A 17,981-nucleotide genomic window follows, 5' to 3' on the forward strand; every position below is an offset into this window, starting at 1 on the left:
GCGCGCCCCGGGTACGCCCCGACGTGGTGAAGCGGGCACGCCGGCGCGGCAGCCTGACGCGCTGGACCGGACAGAACCTGAGCCGCCCGCTGCGCAGCTTCACGCTGCTGCCGCGTTCGCTGCTCGCGCGCACCTTCCTGCTGCTGGCGGGTCTGCTCACCGCGTCGGTGCTGGCCTGGTCCGGCATCTACAGCTGGCTCGAACAGGGGCCGCGTGCCCAGCAGGCGGCGCAGATCGTCATCAGCGTGATCAACCTGACGCGCGCCTCGCTGGTCAGCGCCGATCCGCAGCGCCGGCTCGAACTGCTGACCGAACTGTCGATGCGCGAAGGCCTGCGCATCTATCCCGACGGCGACATTCCGGGCTTCCAGCCGGTCAGGGGCGACAGCACGCTGCGCGCCATCGAGCAGGAACTGCGCAAGCGGCTCGACCCGCGCACGCGCATTGTCGTCACCAAGGGCCTGCAGAGCGGACTGTTCGTCAGCTTCAGCATTGCCGACGAGGAAGGCGTGGACGACTACTGGCTCATGCTGCCGCGCAACCGCATCGAGCGCCCGCTGGCGCTGGAGGTGATCGGCTGGGGCACGGCGGCGCTGCTGCTCGCGCTCGGCGGCGCCTATCTGATCGTGCAGCGGGTGACGCGACCGCTGGCGGCGATGAAGCGCGCCGCGCGGGCCATCGGACGCGGCGAGCGCCCTGCCCCGCTGGCCGAGTGCGGCGCCGAGGAACTGGCCGAAGTGGCGCACGCCTTCAACCAGATGGCGGACGACATCGCTCGCAACGAGGACGAGCGCGCGCTGATCCTGGCCGGCATCTCGCACGATCTGCGCACGCCGCTGACCCGTCTGCGGCTCGACATGGAACTGGCCGGGCTGGACCCCGAAACGGTGCGCGACATGAGCGCCGACATCGACGACATGGACAAGATCATCGGCCAGTTCCTCGATTTCGCGCGCATCACCACCGGCGAGGAGCCGATAGACGGCGATCTGGCCAGTCTGGTGCTCGAAGCGGCGCAAGCCTACGCGCGCCACGACAAGCCGGTCAGTACCGGTCATATCGATCCACTGCCGGCAATGCGCTTTCGCCCGCTGGCCATCCGCCGCTGCCTGAACAACCTGATCGACAATGCGCTGCGCCACGCTGGCGAGGACCAGCCGATAGAGCTGAACTGCAGTCTGGATGGCAACGAGGTCCGGATAGACGTGAGCGACCGTGGCCCGGGTATTCCGCCGGAACAGGTGGAGCGGCTGAAGCGTCCGTTCACCCGGCTCGACAACTCTCGCACCGGTCAGAGCGGCGCCGGACTGGGGCTGGCCATCGTCGAGCGCACGATGCGCGCGCACGGCGGGCGCTTCGACCTGCTGCCGCGCGAGGGCGGCGGGCTCATCGCCCGCCTGACCCTGCCGGTGACGGCAAACGCGGCAAGCGTGAAAAGTTAGTGCTTGGTCGCTTCTGCCGCCTCGGCGGTCGCCGGCGCGTCGGCCGCGCCGCGCGCTGCGGTGCGGTCGAGCAGGATGCGCAGGTGGCCGAGTGACAGCAGTTGCGCATAGACCAGACCCATCCAGCCGCGACGGAACAGATCGACGGCCGCTGCCGCCGACAGCGCCTGCAGCTTGGCTTCGTCGATCACCCACAGGCCGTCGAGGCGGAACTTGCGACCGTCGTTGAGCTCCGCCATCGCGCTCATCTCGTTGAGCAGGCCGAGCTGCTCGACCTCGCGGCAGAACTCGGCGGTACGCTGCGCCTCGTTCTGATAGCCCTGCACGAAGGCGAGCGCATTCTTCAGGAAATCGGTTTCCGCACCGTTCTCGTCGAACAGGCGTTCGCCCTCTTCCGTGTTGAAGCCGGGGAACTTGTCGTCCATGCACACCAGCAGCTTGTCCGGCGCGTTGTTGTCCTGCACCGCGACGAAGGGGTAGCGGCGGACGAAGGCCGGAACGTAACGCGCGTCCCATTTGCCTTCCGGCGTGACATAAAGGTTTTCGGCGTCGCGCAGGCCAAGCAGCGCGACCGGCACCAGACCGCCGGGCAGGCGGGCGAACACGATGGGGTACTCGCGGGCGACGTCGCCGAACTCGACCAGGGCCAGCGGGACGCAATTGGTTTCCGCCGCGAACTTCAGGTTGTCCTGAGGCTTCAGGCGCAGGTCGCGGTGGGTGTCGCGGTTCAGCACGACCACGTTGTCGTAGAAAAGCAGGGTCTTCATGGCAGTCCTCGGTTCGGCTCGGGTCATGTAAGCGACGCGCAGCGCCGCGATTCTATGCCGGCAGCGATGACGTCCCTGCGAAAAACGACCGCCGTCCACGCGATGTAGCCGTCCCGCAACGCGATAAAATCACGCCTCGACGCAGAATCACCACGCCATGACCCAGACTGCCACCACCTTCTACGAACACATCGGCGGCGAGCCGACCATACGCCGCCTGGTTGACCGCTTCTACGAACTGATGGACACGCTGCCGGAGGCCTACGGCATCCGCAAGCTGCATCCGGCGGACCTGTCGGGCTCCAACCAGAAACTGTTCATGTATCTGTCGGGCTGGCTCGGCGGCCCGCAGCTGTTCGTGCAGGCCTATGGCCACCCGCGCCTGCGCGCGCGTCATCTGCCCTTCACCATCGGCGAAGCCGAGCGCGACCAGTGGCTCATGTGCATGCGCATGGCGATGGACGAAGTGCTGCCGCCGGACGAAGCCAACGCGCAGTTGTTGAGCGCAATCGAGGACCTCGCCGACCACATGCGCAATCGCGAGGGCTGATCTCGTCAGCCCAGGTCGCGCGTGACCGACTGCAGGCGCAACCGGCGCGCGTGGGCGTGCCGGGCGTGAAGTCGCGGATCGGAGGCGACGATGCTCACCGTTTCGCCGATCACCATCACGACGCCCAGCACCGGCAGCACGAGCAGCAGGCCAGCCACGCCGGCGACCGCGCCACCGACGAAAATCATCAGCACGGTCACCAGCGGATGCATCTTCAGGCTGCGTCCTATGGTCAGCGGCATGAACACGAAATCGTCGAGCAGACGGACGCAGACGAACAGCCCGACCGCCGCATAGGCGACCGACGGCGACCCCGGAAAGTCGGTCGCCGCCACCATCACCACCACCGCGCAGCCGAGTATCGAGCCGACGTAAGGCACCCAGGCCAGTACGGCGGTGATCAGCCCCAGCATCAGCGGCGACGACAGCCCGATCAGCCACAGGCCGGCGGCCAGACAGGCAGCGTCGAGCACGGTGAGCTTGATCAGCCCCTGGAAGTAGGCGCGCGTCGTGCGATCGACCTCGTACAGCAGGTGCAAGGTGCGCTCGAAAAAGGCGTTCGGCACGGCGCGCGCGAGGAAACGCTGGAAGCGCCGGCCGTCGCGCAGGAAGAAGTAGGCGAGGAAAGGCGCCAGCAGGAAGGACGGCAGCCAGGCAGCGATGCCCAGCATCAGCGCCGGCAGGCGTTCCTGGGCAAAGCCCTCGCCCGCCGCGGCGATGTGCGAGCTCACCGCATCGGCCACGTGCGCGTCGCGCATGAAGCGCGAACGGGCCTCGAGCGCGCGCAGCGTATCGTCGAGCAAGGCCAGCCCGCCCTGCAGATAGCGCTGGCCGGTGTCCTGCACGCTGACGGCGTGCGCGGCAAACCAGGGCAGCACCAGCACGAAACAGATGACCAGCAGCACGGCGAACACGCCGACCGTGATGTTGGCCGCCGCCGCCTGCGAAAAGCCGGCGAACATCAGCCGCTGCATCGGCGGGTAGAGAAAGTAGTAGGCGATCAGCCCGAACAGGAAGGGCAGCACCAGCCACAGCACGTGCTGGAAAAGATAGAGCGCAAGTGTGGTCGCCAGCAGGATGCCGCACCAGGCGACGGGACCGGCGCCCGAGGGCTGCAGCCGCCTCACAGATGCCCTTCCTGGCGGGCGCCGGCATTGGCCTGGCGCAGCCGGCCGCCCAGATGACGGGCCAGCGCCAGTGCGATCTTGGACGCGATCTTGGGATGGGTTTCCAGCAGGCTCATGAAGTCGGCGCGGAAGAAGACCACGAGCCGGCAGTCGCTGTATGCCCTCGCCTGCGCCGCCCGCGGCGCCTGATCGAGCAGCGCCAGTTCACCGAACACCTCACCGCTGCCGAGCAGCGCCAGCCGCAGCTGGCGATTGCCGTCGGCGCGCAGTATTTCGACCTCGCCCTCGACCACGGCATAGATGGCCTGCCCTTCGTCGCCCTCGTCGAACACGATTTCGCCGGCCAGATACTGGCGTTCGTGGCGGAGTGCCTGTACCACCTTCAGCTCGCGCGCGGTCAGCGACGAAAAGAGCTTGATCTGGCGCAGCGGCTGCAGCGCTGCGCGGTCGTCGTCGCGGCCGAAAAGACGCACTTCTGGGCTCCTGGCGTAGGTGGGCGGTCAGCGCGCAAGCATACCGGCTTTCCGCCGGCGCTTTCGCCACGGCACACGGAATTCCCCCTATCCTTGCCGGTCACAGGCGCGATCGCCAAAACAAGAACAGACCATGACATCCCGACTGCTGCGCTGGATCGATCTGAACATCCTTTCCCTCGGGCGCGAAATGCGCCTCTCCTACCTGCCGCCGCTGATGGTCTACATGGCCGCCGGCATACAGGGCCTGACCGGCATCGTCGGCACCTTCTTCGTCAAGGACTACCTCGGGCTGTCGGCCGAATTCCTGGCGATGCTGGGCTTCTGGGTGGGCATCCCATGGGCTCTGAAGATGCCGATGGGCCATCTGGTCGATCTGCTGTGGCGGTTCAAAAGTCTGCTCATATACCTCGGCGCCGGCCTGATCGCGGCCAGCCTGCTCATCATGGCCGGCCTGATCGCCGAGCGCGACGCGATGGCGGCGGTGTTGCCGGTCAATACCTGGTTCGTCATCAGCGTGCTGCTGAGTCCCATCGGCTATGTACTGCAGGACGCGGTGGCCGACGCGATGACGGTGGAGGCGGTGCCGCACGTCGATGAGCAGGGGCGTCAAGTACCGCCGCATCAGCTCAAGCTGATGCACACGACGATGCAGACGCTTGGCCGTGTCGCCATCATCGGCGGCAGCGTGCTGGTGGCGCTGATCAACCTCTACGTGTTCGCCGGCACCGAAAAACTGCCGGAGGCGGAAAAGGTGCTGATCTACCGCGACATCTACCTGATGGCGCTGGCCATTCCCGCCATTTCGGTCGCCGGTGTCGCCTTCGCCGCCTGGCTCAAGCGCGGTGCCATCGCGGCCCACATGGCGCGCGGACTGTCGCGCGCCGAGGCTGCCGCGCTGCTGCGCGACCCCGACAGCCACACCGAACCGAACTGGTGGATCCTCGGCGGCAGCCTGGTGTTCGTCGTGTTCACGCTGGGCATGGGCCTTTCCAACCTGAAGTGGAACCAGGAAATCATCTTCGTCGGCTCCTTCACCATCATCGCCTTCCTGATGACCCGGCTCACCCGCGAGCTGGACGCCAGCGCACGCAACACGCTGATCGGTACTGCGCTGGTCATCTTCATGTTCCGCGCCACGCCCGGCACCGGCCCCGGCGTGTCCTGGTGGACCATAGACGTGCTCGGTTTCGACCAGGCCTTCTTTTCGGTGCTGTCACTGATCGGCTCGACGCTGACGCTGATCGGCATGTTCATGTTCCGCCGCTTCATGGCCGAGCGCTCGATCACCTATGTGGTCGGCTGGCTGACCGCGGCCGGCTTCATCCTGTCGATGCCGACGCTGGGCATGAGCCTGGGCCTGCACGAATGGACCGCCCGCATGACCGGCGGCGTGGTCGACGCACGCTTCATCGCGGTGATTGATACGGCGCTGGAATCGCCGCTGGGGCAGATTTCGATGATCCCGATGCTGGCCTGGATCGCCAACTCGGCACCCGCCCACCTGAAGGCCACCTTCTTCGCGGTGATGGCGTCCTTCACCAATCTGGCGCTGTCGGCCAGCCAGCTTGGCACCAAGTACCTGAACCAGATCTACGTGCTGTCGCGCGAAGTGAAGGACCCGGCCACCGGTGCGGTCACGACCGCCGCGAACTACGGCGACCTGACCCCGCTGCTGCTGACCGTGGTGGCCATCGCCGTCATCATGCCGGTCAGCGCCATCCTGGTGGCGCGCTGGCTTGGTTTGCGCAGTGCCTGATCTGCCAGCGGAGTCAGCGCTCCGTGGAGCGAGCTTGCTCGCGATGGCAACCTGAAGCGAAGCCGGCGGCCGGCGATCGCCGTATCGCGACCGGAGGTCGCTCCCACAAGAGCTGCGCCTGCCCGTCATGGGAGCGGTTCTCTGTGGGAGTGAGCTTGCTCGCGATTGCCGCCAGAATCGAAGCCGGCGGTCAACGATCGCCCAGCCGTGGTCGGAAGGCCGCCCCCACAGGGCGGTCAGCCCTCCAGCCAGCGCTCGACCAGCCGCGTCCAGTAGGCAACGCCCAGCGGAATGATGCGATCGTTGAAGTCGTAGCGCGGGTTGTGCAGCATGCAGCCGCCGCCTTCGGCATGCGCCGGGTCGGACGCTGCGTCGGGTCCGCCGCCGTTACCCAGCCAGACGTAGCAGCCGGGCTTCTCCTGCAGCATGTAGGCGAAGTCCTCGGCACCCATGCTGGGCGGGTAGTTCGTATGCACTGAGCCGTCGCCGAACACTTCCCGCGCGACCGTCGCGCAGAAGGCGGCTTCGCTTTCGCTGTTGATGGTCGGCGGATAACCACGACGGTAGGTCGTCGACGCGGCGACGCCGTGGGCGGACGCCACGCCCTGGACCACGCGCGCGATGCCGGCTTCAAGCTGGTCGCGCACTTCGGGCGTGAAGGCGCGCGCCGTGCCGCGCAGCGTCGCCGACTGCGGAATCACGTTGTAGGCCTCGCCGGCGTTGAACTGGGTAATGCTGACCACGCCGCATTCGACCGGCGGCACGTTGCGCGACACGATGGACTGCAACGACTGCACGATGGCCGCGCCGGCCAGCACCGGGTCGGCGCCCAGGTGCGGCATGGCCGCGTGCGCGCCGCGTCCGTCTATCGTGATGTCGATCGAATCGCTGCAGGCCATCGCCGGGCCGGTATGCACCGCCATCTGGCCGACCGGCAGGCCGGGCCAGTTGTGCAGGCCGAACACCGCCTGCATCGGGAAGCGCTCGAACAAGCCGTCGGCGATCATCGCCGGCGCGCCGCCCATGCCCTCCTCCGCCGGCTGGAAGATGAAGTACACGGTGCCGTCGAAGCCCCGCGTCTCGGCCAGGTACTCGGCCGCCGCCAGCAGCATCGCGGTATGCCCGTCGTGGCCGCAGCCGTGCATGCGTCCCGGATGCGTCGAGCGATGAGCGAAGGTGTTCTGCTCGGTCATCGGCAGCGCGTCCATGTCGGCACGCAGGCCGATCGCGCCGCGGCCCGAACCGTTGCGGAGCACACCGACCACACCGGTGCGACCGATGCCTTCGTGCACCTCGATGCCCGCTGCGCGCAGCGTCCGCGCCACCACTTCGGCGGTGCGATTTTCCTCGAAGGCAAGTTCCGGATGGGCGTGCAGATCACGCCGGGTATGTGTCCAGCGCTCGACACGCGCGTCCAGCGCCTCGATCAGCGGGTGCGTGCTGCTCATTGCAATTCCTCGATATCGGAAAACATCGCCGCCTGACCGCGCAGCACGCCGTCGGCGTCGATCACGTTCCACACCGTGGCACGACTGATGCGGAACAGCGTGCCGTCGCTGCGCACGCGGATGCCGCAGTAGTCTGCGATATAGCCCTGTCGTGTCACCAGATCGAGCAGGCGGGCACGTTCGTCGCGCTCCGGCGCGCGTGCAGACAGACGCGACGGCAGCGTAACGAAGGTGGCCCAGTCGTAGCCGAACAGTTGCTGCGCGAACGCATTGGCGTAGTTGAACACCGGGTCGGCTTCCGTGCCGTGCGAAACCAGCGCGAACGGCGCGTGATACAGCGTGTGCGGATCGGACGGCAGCAATTGTCCGGTCACACGGTGAAAGCTGTCGGCCAGCAATGCGCTGTGCTCGCGCAGGAAGGTGTCGTCGGGCGGTGCACTCATGGCCCAAAGATACCATCGCTCGCCGACGAGCCGGGCCGGTTCCGCCACGCGGCCGGCGCCGCCGGGAGGCGATACCCCGTTCGGCAGCTTTCGGTGCGCGTAGTCCGGACGGACTATCGTTCGTCATGCGCGCGCAACGCGCGCCACGCATGGTTGCGGCTGAAACGACCTTCACGGAGCCGCAACATGAAATTCACATTGGGCGCAGCAGCGCTGGCCCTCGCCTTCATCGCCCCGGTGCAGGCGCAGATCACGAGCCTGGATCTGGCGAACTACAGCCTGGTCGCCACCTACGACCTGCCCGCTGCACGCGCGTCCGAAGCCTCGGCCGTCACCTGGAACTGGGACAGCGACACGCTGTTCGTCGTCGGCGACGAAGGCGACTACGTGGTCGAGGTGAACAAGCAGGGCCAGATGATCAGTTCGATGAACCTGTTCGGCTTCGACGACACCGAAGGCCTCACCTATGTCGGCAATGGTCAGTTCGCCATCGTCGAGGAACGCCTGCAGGACGTCTACCTGTTCAGCTACCAGGCCGGCGGCGCGATCGGCCGCAACAACCTGCCTTCCGTGTCGGTCGGTCCCACCGTCGGCAACATCGGTCTGGAAGACATTTCCTACGATCCGCTGAGCGGCCGCTTCGTGCTGGTGAAGGAGAAAGTGCCGCAGGCCGTCTATGACGCGGCCCTCGACTTCGCCAACGGTTCCGCAGCGGTCACCGAACTGGTGCCGCCGGCCAATCCGTTCGCCCAGATCTTCGGCACGCTGGACCTGTCCGGCGTGCAGGTGCTGAACACGGTGCAGTCGCTGCGCGGCACGACCGACGAGGACAATCTGCTGGTGTTCAGCCAGGAAACGCCGCGTCTGATGGAAGTGAACCGTAGCGGACAGATCCTGAGCAGCTTCGATTTCTCGGCCATCGCCGGCGATGCCGAAGGCGTCACCATCGACGGCAATGGCGTCATCTACATCGTCGGCGAAACGCCGCGTCTGTATGTGCTGGCGCCCACTCCGCCGGTGCCGGAACCCGGGATGGCCGCGCTGATGCTGGCGGGCCTCAGCCTGATCGGTGCCACCGCGCGTCGTCGCATGTCTTTCTGATCCCTCTCATTCACAACGGAGACAACAATCATGAACAAGCTCATCGCTCTGCTGTTCGCAGCTGGCCTCGCCCCTCAACTGGCCCATGCCGAAGTCCGCATCACCGAATGGATGTACTCGGGCGGCAGCGGCGAGTTCATCGAATTCACCAACCTCGGCAGCAGCGCCATCGACTTCACCGGCTGGAGCTATGACGACGACAGCCGTCTGCCGGGCGTGTTCGACCTGAGCGGCTTCGGTCTGGTCGGCGCCGGAGAATCGGTGGTCATCACGGAAATCGATGCCGACACCTTCCGCCTCGACTGGAACCTCGACGCTGGCGTCAAGGTGCTGGGCGGCTACACCAACAACATCGGCCGCGCCGACGAACTGAATCTGTTCGACGCCTCCGGTTCGCTGATCGACCGCCTGACTTACGGCGACAACAGCACCGCCGGTGGCCCGCGCACCCAGGGCGTCAGCGGCCGCGCCTCGTCGGAAGCCGCGCTCGGCGCGAACGACGCAACACAGTGGGTGCTGTCGTCGGTCGGCGACGCCGAAGGTTCCTACGTGTCGCTCAGCGGTGCCGTGGCCAGCCCGGGCGTCACCGCCTTCGCCGCCGCCGTACCGGAACCCGAAACCTACGCCCTGCTGCTGGCCGGCCTGGGCATGATCGGCTTCGCCGCCCGCCGTCGCGCCTGATCGACATTGCTTGACGCCACGCAGGCCCGACGGGCTGCGTGGCCCACCGGCAACACGGAAAACAGCAGACAGATCGGGAACATCAACCGAACTGCATGATCGCCCCTTCGGACGATGGCAGAGGACAGGACATATGCGTAAAGATGACGGCGCACATACCGTCGCCTGCCGACAGACGTCCCGAGGAGCTCATCCGATGCGCACGCCGTTTGCCATTGCCTTGCTGATTGGCGCAGTTCTGCTCAACCCGGTCGCACACGCCACGTCCATCGCGGGAAACGTATCCTGCAGCGGCGAGCTGAGCAGCTTGTCCGCGACCTTCGGCCACCTGTCGTGTGCCGGCAACCTTTCTCTCAGCGACGCCGTGGTCGCGGACCCGATCAAACTCGTGCTGGAGGCATCCGGCAGCCTGACGCTGCTGCGCTCGACCCTGGAAGCCCCCGAAATCGTGCTCGTCGCGCCGCATATCGACATCGACTCCGATTCGACAGTGCGCCTAGGCGGCCCACTCGATAGCATCGCCCCGACGCCGCGCCCCGTGTCACCTACCCACCCGTCGTCACTGACCGGAAATGGTCCGCTGCCCACCCTTCCGCTCAATGGGGCGGGTGGCGCAACGCTGACGCTGTCCGCCGGAGGCGGCCTGCCCGGCCCGCGGCCTTCCCCCCAGGGCGGTTCCGTCCAGCTGGGGCGGGACGGCGACGCTTCGGGCGGCATCAGCCAGAATTCGGGCGGCGATGGCGTACCTCCGCTGTCGATCGCAAGCACCGTGCCGGAGCCGTCGGCCGCCCTGCTGCTGGCCGCAGGCCTGGGGCTCATCGCGCTGCGGCGCAACATAGGGGCAGACCGCCGATAGTCAGAATTTCGCCCTTCGGGCGTATGCTGCGCCCATGAGCACGCTGTACGGCATCGATTTCACGTCGTCGCCCTCGGCCCGCAAGCCGATCACCGTCGCCCGCGGCACGGTGGTGGCAGATCGCGGGCTGGTCCTCGAGGGCATCGAGCGCTTTCCGTCCTGGGACGGATTCGAGGCGTTCCTGAATCGCCCGGGCCCGTGGCTCGGGGCTTTCGACTTTCCTTTCGGCCTGCCGCGCGAATCAGTGCTCGAGCACGGCTGGCCGACCGACTGGGCCGGCATGGTGCAGGCCGTCACGGCGCTTTCGCGCAGCGAATTCAAGAACCTGGCCGACGCCGAGCGCGCGCAGCGCCCGGCGGGCCAGAAGTATCCGCACCGCGTGACCGACCGTCCTGCCGGATCGCACAGCCCGCTCAAGTTCGTCAATCCACCGGTCGGGTGGATGTTCCAGGAGGGCGCGCGCCGACTGCTCGCCGCCGGTGTCCACATCCCCGGCATGCACGGTGGCGACGCCCGTCGCATCGCACTGGAGGCCTATCCGGGCTGGCTGGCGCGCAGCATCGTCGCCGGCTCCTACAAGAGCGAAGCCGCCACCGGCCAGACACGCGAGCGCCTGGCCAACCGCATGCTTCTGGTCGAGGCGCTGCTGCGTGGTCAGCATCCGCTGGGCGTGCCGCTCTGCTGTGACGATGCGCCGCTGCTAGAGGCGATGACCACCGACGGTACCGGCGATACGCTCGATTGCGTGCTCTGTCTGGTCGAGGCCGCGTGGGCGTGGATGCGACGCGATGCCGGCTACGGCCTGCCGCTGCACATCGATCCGGTCGAGGGCTGGATCGTCGGCGTAACCGCGTCCGAACGGGTCGCCGTGACGACGCACTGAGTGGGTCTATCGGGTCGCGTCAGTGCCCCGCCAGCAGCTTCTGCACCAGCGGATGCTGTACACGCCGTTCGGCGGAGATCGCGTAGAAGTGTTCGACCACTTCGGTACAGCGGCCGAGTAGCTGCAACTGGCGGTGGTGCGTGAATTCCTCGTGTGACCACTCTGTCGCCGGAAAGGCGCCGAGCCCGCTTTCGCCGAAGGTGGCGAGCAACGCACTGTCCTCGAATTCGCCGGCGACGTGCGGATGCAGCCCCTTGCGTTCGAACCAGTCGTCGATGCGCGCGCGCACTGCCGAGTGACGCGTCGGCAGCAGCAGCGGCATGCGGTCGAGGCAGGCCGGAAAGCCCTCTCCGGACTGTGTCGCTAGTGCGGCCGGCGCGTACCAGGCGAGCGCCGCGTCACCGACCGCGTGACTGTAGACCCGCAGATTCGGATTGACCGGTGCCGGGCGGTCGGCCAGAACGACGTCGAGCTTGTGCAGGGCGAGATCGGCCAGCAACTCATCGAACTTGCCCTCGACGCAGATCAGATGCAGGCCCGGCGTATCGGTAGCAGGCGCCAGCAGATGGCGCGCCGCCGGTTTTGGCAGGCCGTCGGAAATGCCCACCGACAGACGCACGCCCTGCGCCTGAGCCGCTTCGCGCACCGCCAGCGGCAGTTGCTCGCCGAGCTGGAAGATCTGTTCCGCCAGACGCAGCGCCGCGCTGCCGGCCGGGGTGAGCTCCACGGTGCGGCCGGACGGCTTGAACAGCGCGTGACCGAGCGCGCGCTCCAGTTCGCGGATCTGTGTGCTCACCGTCTGCACCGCCATGTCCAGCCGCTCGGCTGCACGGGCGATGCCGCCCTCCTTGGTGGCGACCCAGAAGTAATAGAGGTGGCGGTAGTTCAGCATGGATGCCTTTGACTTCGTAATTTACGAAGTAAAGCTACTACAAACATCTATTTTTAGGAAACGCACACGCGCGTAAGGTGGCGCTTCCATCCCACACAGGAGGTCCGCCATGGAAGTCATCGTCGAATCACGGAATCCGGAAGTCAGTGCCCTGCGCAGCGTGGCCGAGAACCGGCTGCGCTTCGTGCTGCGGCGACTCGCCTGGCGCGTGCCGAGAGCGAAGGTGAAGCTCGACGACACCAATGGTCCGCGCGGTGGCGTCGACAAGGAGGTGCGCGTCGAACTGCAGATGATAGGCAGCGAACCGGTGGTGGTCAGCGCGCGTTCGCGCGACTGGCGCGGTGCGCTCGACGCCGCCCTCGCCCGCGCAGCGCAGCGCCTGCTGCGCACCGTGCGCCGCGCCCGGCAGCAGCCATCCGCCCGGACACTGAATTTCCAGACCGAATGAGCCAGCACGATCAGGCGCATCCGTTTCAACGCTTTCAACGAATGGAGTAATACAGACATGGAACATCGATATCCCCGTACCACCCCGCTCGGCCTGCGCGCCGAGGTCGCCGACGCAGTCGTCATCGACGGCGCCGGCCGCAAGGTGCTGCGCAATACCTATATGCTGCTCGGCATGAATCTGGCGTTCAGCGCCCTGATCGCCTACGTCGCCATGGCGGCGCGCTGGCCTGCACCGGGCATTCTGCTGACGCTGGCCGGCTACTTCGGCCTGCTGTTCGCAGTCAACAAGTTCCGCGACAGCGGCGCAGGCGTGCTGCTCACCTTCGCGCTGACCGGCTTCATGGGCTACACCATCGGCCCGCTGCTGAATGCGGTAATGAGCCTGCCCGGCGGCAGCCAGACCATCACGCTGGCGCTCGGCGCCACCGCGGGCGTCTTCCTCGCGATGTCCGGCTGGGCGACGGTGACGAAGCGCGACCTGTCGGGCATGGGCAGCTTCCTGTTCATCGGCATGGTGGTGGCGGTGCTGGCCGGTCTGGGCGCCATGTTCTTCCAGATCCCGGCGCTGTCGCTGACCGTGTCCGCTGCAGTGGTGCTGCTGATGGCCGGCATGATCGCCTTCGAGACGCAGCGCATCGTGCGCGGCGGCGAAACGAACTACGTGATGGCCACCACTGGCCTGTTCGTGTCGATCTTCAACCTCTTCACCTCGCTGCTGCAGTTGTTCGGCTTCATGGGCAGCAGCAACGACTGACACTCCTCCGGTGCGATCCCGGTTGTCCGCGCGCGGCGCCCGCCGCCCGCGGACTTTTTTTCGTCCCGCAACGCGACCGCGCCGGCTCAAGAAACCGGGAAATGCACCCGTTACCCTGCAAGACGGGTAGCCGCGGCACCCGGGCAACAGACAACACACGCCCGCCGGAGGAGCCATGTTGAAGAATCTGAGTGTGCGCAAAGCCTTTGCACTGTTCGGCGCCTCGTCGGCGCTGGTCTGCTGCGTCGTGCTGAACGTCGCCTCTGGCTGGGAGAACTGGCCGCTGCAGATCGGTGCTTCGCTGGTACTGCTGATCGGCGGCGCAGTGACCGGTGCGATGATTGGTCGCTTCTACGGCCAGCGCGCCGAAGTGATCGTCGGCGGCCTCAATGCGCTGGCCAAGGGCCACCTCGACTGCAAGCTGAGCCTAGACGGCAAGGACGATTTCGCTTGGCTGTGCTACGAGTACAACGCGGCCCGCAAGGCGGTGAAGCAGCTGGTCGAGCGCGTGCAAGGGCTGTCGGGCACGCTGACCAGTGCCGCGGTGGACCTGTCCACCTTCTCCGGCGCTGCGCGCGAGAACGGTACCCGCCAGCTCGATTCGATCCGCGCCGTCGGCAGCGCGATCGAACAGATGAGCGGCAACATCCGCGAGGTCGAGTCGCTGTCGCACGAGGCCAGCGAACTGGCGCGCAGCGCCGGCGAAGCATCGCAGGCGGGCAAGACGACGCTGCAGGCATCGCTGACCAGCGTACATGCCGCCTCCGACAAGATGGCCAGCTCGCTCACCGTGATCGAGCAGTTGGTCGAAGACTCGCGTGCGATCAACCGCATCAACGAACTGATCAAGGAACTGTCCGATCAGACCAATCTGCTGGCGCTGAACGCCGCCATCGAGGCCGCCCGTGCCGGCGAACAGGGCCGCGGCTTTGCGGTGGTGGCCGACGAGGTGCGCAAGCTCGCGCAGCGCAGCCAGGCGTCGGCAAACGACATCAGCCAACTGGTGGTGCGCATCCGCGACGACGCCGAACAGACGATCGCGCTGGTCCGCAGTTCGAGCGAGGAAGTGAATGGCGCCACGCAGAACACGGCGGCCGCGGTCAGCGAGTTCGACGACATCCTGCAGCGTCTGCTCGAACTGTCGGGCAAGTCGACCACGATCAGCAGCAGCCTCAGCGTGCAGAACGCGGCGGTGAGCGAGATCGTGCGCAACAACGACGTACTGTTCGCGCTGTCGGAAGAGAGCGCGCACGGTGCGCAGGAAACCGCCCGGCAGGGCAATGAAGTGGCCAGCGCGGCACAGACACTGCAAGCCGCGGTGCAGGCCTTCAAGACCTGATCACCTCCGCCACCCCGCGGACGGCGTCGCCTGCACCCGTCGGCAAATCCGACTCCAAGTACGCAGCAAGGCAGGCATCAGAGATAAATGGCAAGCGGCATCCGCACACTGTTCAGTCCCGCCATCCGACTGATGAACCGGCTGGACTACCCCCGCAAGTTCGCGGTGCTGGGCTCCATGGTGCTGTTCGCCTTCGCGGTCGTAGTCTACAACCTCTACAGCAGTCTGAGCGCCGATATCCGCGCGGCCCGGTACGAGCTTGAAGGCATCGCGCGCATCCGCACGCTGACGCAGGTCGTGCAGTCGCTGCAGAAGCATCGCGGCCTGATTGCCGGCGAACTGGGGGGCGTCGTGGCGATGCGGTCGGAGCGCGAGGCGCGCGAGGCGGAGGTCACCGCCGCTTTCGACGTGCTGGTGCACGAACTCCCGCGCGATCTGACCACCAGTCGTGACTTCTTCGACATCCGCACCGAGTGGGAACGTCTGCGCATGCAGGGGCCGGGCTGGTCGCCGGAAATCAATTTCGAGGTGCACACGCGGCTGATCGAGCACATGCTCAATTTCGAGGCCGACGTCGCCGACCGCTATCTGCTGACGCTGGACCCCGAGCCCGCTTCCTATTATCTGATCGACAGCAGCGTGAGCAAGCTGCCAGCGACGATAGAGCGACTGGGCAGGGTACGTGCCTTCGGCACCGTCATCCTTGCGGCCGGGTCGGCGACGCCGCAACAGCTGATCGAAATGTCAGCGCTGGTCGCCGAGCTCGATGCCGCGCGCAAGAGCGCCAGTTACAACATCGAGAAGACCGGCCGCTACAACCCGTCGCTGCAGGAGGCGGTATCGAGGTCGGCGGTAGATATCGCCGACTCGCTGGGCAGCATCGTGCGTCAGGTCGAGACGCAGTTGCTGGCGTCTTCCGGACAGACCGCGCTGTCACCGCAGGTGTTCTACGACGGCACGACGGCGGCCATCGACCGCATCTATCGTCAGATCGAACAGTCGCTGCTGCCGACCGCCGAAGACCTGATCCGCCAGCGTATCGACCGGCTCGACCAGGCGTTGTACACGACCCTCGGCGTCGCCCTGCTGCTGCTCGTCGGAGCGGCCTACTGTGCCATCGGCGGCTATTTCGCGATCACGCGGACCGTGGCCGGACTCGCCGCGTCGGCACACGCGCTGGCCGGCGGTGACCTGAAGGTACGCATCCGCCCGGACAGCCAGGACGAGCTGGCGCAGGTCGCGGCCAGCTTCAACGAAATGGCCGACGGCCTGACCGGCCTGATGGCGGCGCGCGAAGAGGACGATGCGCGCATGCGCGCCATCATCGAGTCTGCGCTCGACGCGGTCGTGCAGATGAACGCTGACGGCCTGATCACCGGCTGGAACCCGCAGGCCGAACGGATATTCGGCTGGTCGCGAACCGAGGTGCTGGGCCGGCCGATGCACGACGTGATCATTCCTCCGGAATTCCGCGACGCTCACGTGCGCGGCCTGAAACACTTCATGGCATCGGGCGTCGGCCCGGTGCTGAACAAGCGTGTCAAGATCAGCGGCCGTCATCGTCACGGACACGATCTGCCGATCGAACTGACGATCTCCGCCAACATGCATCGCGGCACCTACGAGTTCAGCGCTTTCATCCGCGACATCACCGAACAGAAGCGCACCGAGGAGCTGATCTGGACGCAGGCGAACTACGACGTGCTGACCCAGCTGCCGAACCGCCGCATGTTCCGCGACCGGCTGGAGCAGGAACTGCGCAAGTCGCACCGCAGCGGTCGTCCGATGGTGCTGATGTTCATCGACCTCGATCGCTTCAAGGACGTGAATGACGCCTTCGGTCACCAGACCGGTGACCTCGTGCTGATCGAGGCCGCGCGCCGCATCACAGCTTGCGTGCGCGAGTCCGACACGGTGGCGCGGCTGGGCGGCGACGAGTTCACCGTCATCCTGTCGGAACAGGACGACGCCGCGGGGACCGAACGCATCGCCGGCGACGTGCTGCGTGCGCTGCAGGCACCGTTCGAACTGGGCCACGCTCATGCCCACCTGTCGGCCAGCATCGGCATCACCGTCTACCCGCAGGATGGCACCGACGCCGACAGCCTGATCCGCAACGCCGACCAGGCGATGTACGGCGCCAAGGATGCCGGGCGCGACCGCTTCAACTACTTCGTCAGTTCGATGCAGGAGGCGGCGCTCAGGCGCCAGCAACTGGTGCAGGACCTGCGCACCGCGGTCGACAACGACCAGTTCGTGCTGCACTACCAGCCCATCATCAGCCTGAGCAGCGGGCGCATCCACAAGGCCGAGGCGCTGTTGCGCTGGATGCATCCGGAGCGCGGCCTGGTCAGCCCGGCCGATTTCATCCCGCTGGCCGAGGAAACCGGCCTCATCGTGCCGATCGGCGACCGCGTGTTCCGCGACGCGACCCGCCAGCTGCTGCACTGGCGTGCGCACTACGCGCCGGAACTGCAGATGGGCGTGAACATGTCGCCGGCCCAATTCGCGCGCAGCGAGGGCCACGCCAACTGGGTGGCCCACATCGAAGCGCTCGGCCTGCCGGGCGACAGCGTGGTGATCGAAATCACCGAAAGCCTGCTGCTCGACGCCAGCAGCAGCGTGTCGCGACAACTGCAAAAATTCCGCGAGGCGGGCATGCAGATTTCGATCGACGACTTCGGCACCGGCTATTCGGCGCTGTCATATCTGAGCAAGTTCGACATGGACTACCTGAAGCTCGACCAGTCCTTTGTCCGCAACATGACCGTGGATCCCTCCGGCACGGCTCTGCCGGAGGCCATCGTGCTGCTGGCGCACAAGCTGGGCATCGAGGTGGTGGCGGAAGGCGTCGAAACGGTGGCGCAACGCGACATCCTCGACGGGCTGGGCTGCGACTACGCGCAGGGTTACCTGTTCGCGAAACCGCTGCCGGCTGCGGAATTCGAGGCCTTGCTGAAAATGCAGCAGGCGTCACCGCACGGCTTTGCGCACATGATGGGGGTGGGATAGAACA

Annotated in this window: 17 protein-coding genes; 11 read left to right on the forward strand and 6 right to left on the reverse strand. The window is 66.6% G+C overall.

Going from position 1 to position 17,981, the window contains the following annotated elements; genetic code table 11:
- Window positions 1-23: 23 nt before the first annotated feature.
- Entirely contained in the window at window positions 24-1,442 is a 1,419-nt protein-coding gene (locus WJU27_RS05355) for an ATP-binding protein (protein WP_341421367.1), read from the forward strand.
- Here the strand turns inward: WJU27_RS05355 and WJU27_RS05360 are convergent.
- A complete protein-coding gene (locus WJU27_RS05360; RefSeq protein WP_304025987.1) occupies window positions 1,439-2,209 on the reverse strand; it encodes a SapC family protein in 771 nt (256 codons plus the stop codon). The two genes, WJU27_RS05355 and WJU27_RS05360, sit on opposite strands and share 4 nt — an antisense overlap.
- Before the next feature lie 157 nt (window positions 2,210-2,366).
- Between WJU27_RS05360 and WJU27_RS05365 the strand changes: the two genes are divergently transcribed.
- Window positions 2,367-2,759, forward strand: coding sequence for a group II truncated hemoglobin (locus WJU27_RS05365; RefSeq protein ID WP_019918310.1), 393 nt, complete (start codon window positions 2,367-2,369; stop codon window positions 2,757-2,759).
- A 5-nt stretch (window positions 2,760-2,764) separates the two neighbouring features.
- Here WJU27_RS05365 and WJU27_RS05370 read toward each other — a convergent pair whose 3' ends face one another.
- Window positions 2,765-3,886, reverse strand: a complete 1,122-nt coding sequence (locus WJU27_RS05370) for an AI-2E family transporter (RefSeq protein ID WP_020164602.1) — start codon at window positions 3,884-3,886, stop codon at window positions 2,765-2,767.
- Complete coding sequence (locus WJU27_RS05375; protein WP_020164601.1) at window positions 3,883-4,359, reverse strand: Crp/Fnr family transcriptional regulator; 477 nt, start codon at window positions 4,357-4,359, stop codon at window positions 3,883-3,885. Before WJU27_RS05375 ends, WJU27_RS05370 begins: the two co-directional genes overlap by 4 nt.
- A gap of 133 nt (window positions 4,360-4,492) precedes the next feature.
- On the opposite strand from WJU27_RS05375, the gene WJU27_RS05380 reads away from it, so the two are divergent.
- On the forward strand, window positions 4,493-6,118 hold the full coding sequence (locus tag WJU27_RS05380; RefSeq protein ID WP_341421368.1) for a hypothetical protein: 1,626 nt from the start codon (window positions 4,493-4,495) through the stop codon (window positions 6,116-6,118).
- A 236-nt stretch (window positions 6,119-6,354) separates the two neighbouring features.
- Here the strand turns inward: WJU27_RS05380 and WJU27_RS05385 are convergent, their stop codons facing one another.
- Together WJU27_RS05385 and WJU27_RS05390 are read right to left on the reverse strand one after the other, a co-directional pair.
- The gene (locus WJU27_RS05385) at window positions 6,355-7,566 is read right to left on the reverse strand and encodes a M20 aminoacylase family protein (protein ID WP_341421369.1); all 1,212 of its coding nucleotides are present in this window, start codon (window positions 7,564-7,566) and stop codon (window positions 6,355-6,357) included.
- Window positions 7,563-8,009 (reverse strand): MEKHLA domain-containing protein, encoded by a 447-nt coding sequence (locus WJU27_RS05390; protein WP_019918315.1) that lies wholly within the window; start codon window positions 8,007-8,009, stop codon window positions 7,563-7,565. Before WJU27_RS05390 ends, WJU27_RS05385 begins: the two co-directional genes overlap by 4 nt.
- A 186-nt stretch (window positions 8,010-8,195) precedes the next feature.
- Here WJU27_RS05390 and WJU27_RS05395 point away from each other — a divergent pair, with 186 nt between their 5' ends.
- The 4 genes from WJU27_RS05395 (at window position 8,196) to WJU27_RS05410 (ending at window position 11,530) form a co-directional block, all read left to right on the forward strand.
- Window positions 8,196-9,110 (forward strand): SdiA-regulated domain-containing protein, encoded by a 915-nt coding sequence (locus tag WJU27_RS05395; RefSeq protein WP_341421370.1) that lies wholly within the window; start codon window positions 8,196-8,198, stop codon window positions 9,108-9,110.
- 30 nt (window positions 9,111-9,140) lie between these two features.
- Complete coding sequence (locus WJU27_RS05400; protein WP_341421371.1) at window positions 9,141-9,791, forward strand: lamin tail domain-containing protein; 651 nt, start codon at window positions 9,141-9,143, stop codon at window positions 9,789-9,791.
- Between the two features lie 196 nt (window positions 9,792-9,987).
- Window positions 9,988-10,647 carry a PEP-CTERM sorting domain-containing protein gene (locus tag WJU27_RS05405; RefSeq protein ID WP_341421372.1) on the forward strand — a complete coding sequence of 220 codons (660 nt, stop codon included), beginning with the start codon at window positions 9,988-9,990 and terminating at the stop codon, window positions 10,645-10,647.
- 34 nt (window positions 10,648-10,681) lie between these two features.
- Window positions 10,682-11,530 carry a hypothetical protein gene (locus WJU27_RS05410; RefSeq protein WP_020164595.1) on the forward strand — a complete coding sequence of 283 codons (849 nt, stop codon included), beginning with the start codon at window positions 10,682-10,684 and terminating at the stop codon, window positions 11,528-11,530.
- Between the two features lie 19 nt (window positions 11,531-11,549).
- Here the strand turns inward: WJU27_RS05410 and WJU27_RS05415 are convergent, their stop codons facing one another.
- On the reverse strand, window positions 11,550-12,422 hold the full coding sequence (locus tag WJU27_RS05415) for a LysR family transcriptional regulator (protein ID WP_020164594.1): 873 nt from the start codon (window positions 12,420-12,422) through the stop codon (window positions 11,550-11,552).
- A gap of 109 nt (window positions 12,423-12,531) precedes the next feature.
- Between WJU27_RS05415 and WJU27_RS05420 the strand changes: the two genes are divergently transcribed.
- The 4 genes from WJU27_RS05420 (at window position 12,532) to WJU27_RS05435 (ending at window position 17,977) form a co-directional block, all read left to right on the forward strand.
- A complete protein-coding gene (locus tag WJU27_RS05420; protein WP_020164593.1) occupies window positions 12,532-12,870 on the forward strand; it encodes a hypothetical protein in 339 nt (112 codons plus the stop codon).
- A gap of 57 nt (window positions 12,871-12,927) precedes the next feature.
- On the forward strand, window positions 12,928-13,626 hold the full coding sequence (locus tag WJU27_RS05425) for a Bax inhibitor-1/YccA family protein (protein WP_020164592.1): 699 nt from the start codon (window positions 12,928-12,930) through the stop codon (window positions 13,624-13,626).
- A 175-nt stretch (window positions 13,627-13,801) separates the two neighbouring features.
- On the forward strand, window positions 13,802-14,965 hold the full coding sequence (locus tag WJU27_RS05430) for a methyl-accepting chemotaxis protein (protein ID WP_341421373.1): 1,164 nt from the start codon (window positions 13,802-13,804) through the stop codon (window positions 14,963-14,965).
- Window positions 14,966-15,052: 87 nt separating this feature from the next.
- Window positions 15,053-17,977, forward strand: a complete 2,925-nt coding sequence (locus tag WJU27_RS05435) for an EAL domain-containing protein (RefSeq protein ID WP_341421374.1) — start codon at window positions 15,053-15,055, stop codon at window positions 17,975-17,977.
- Window positions 17,978-17,981 lie beyond the last annotated feature (4 nt).

The sequence above is a fragment of the Methyloversatilis sp. NSM2 genome (assembly GCF_038066675.1).
Lineage (GTDB): Bacteria > Pseudomonadota > Gammaproteobacteria > Burkholderiales > Rhodocyclaceae > Methyloversatilis > Methyloversatilis discipulorum_A.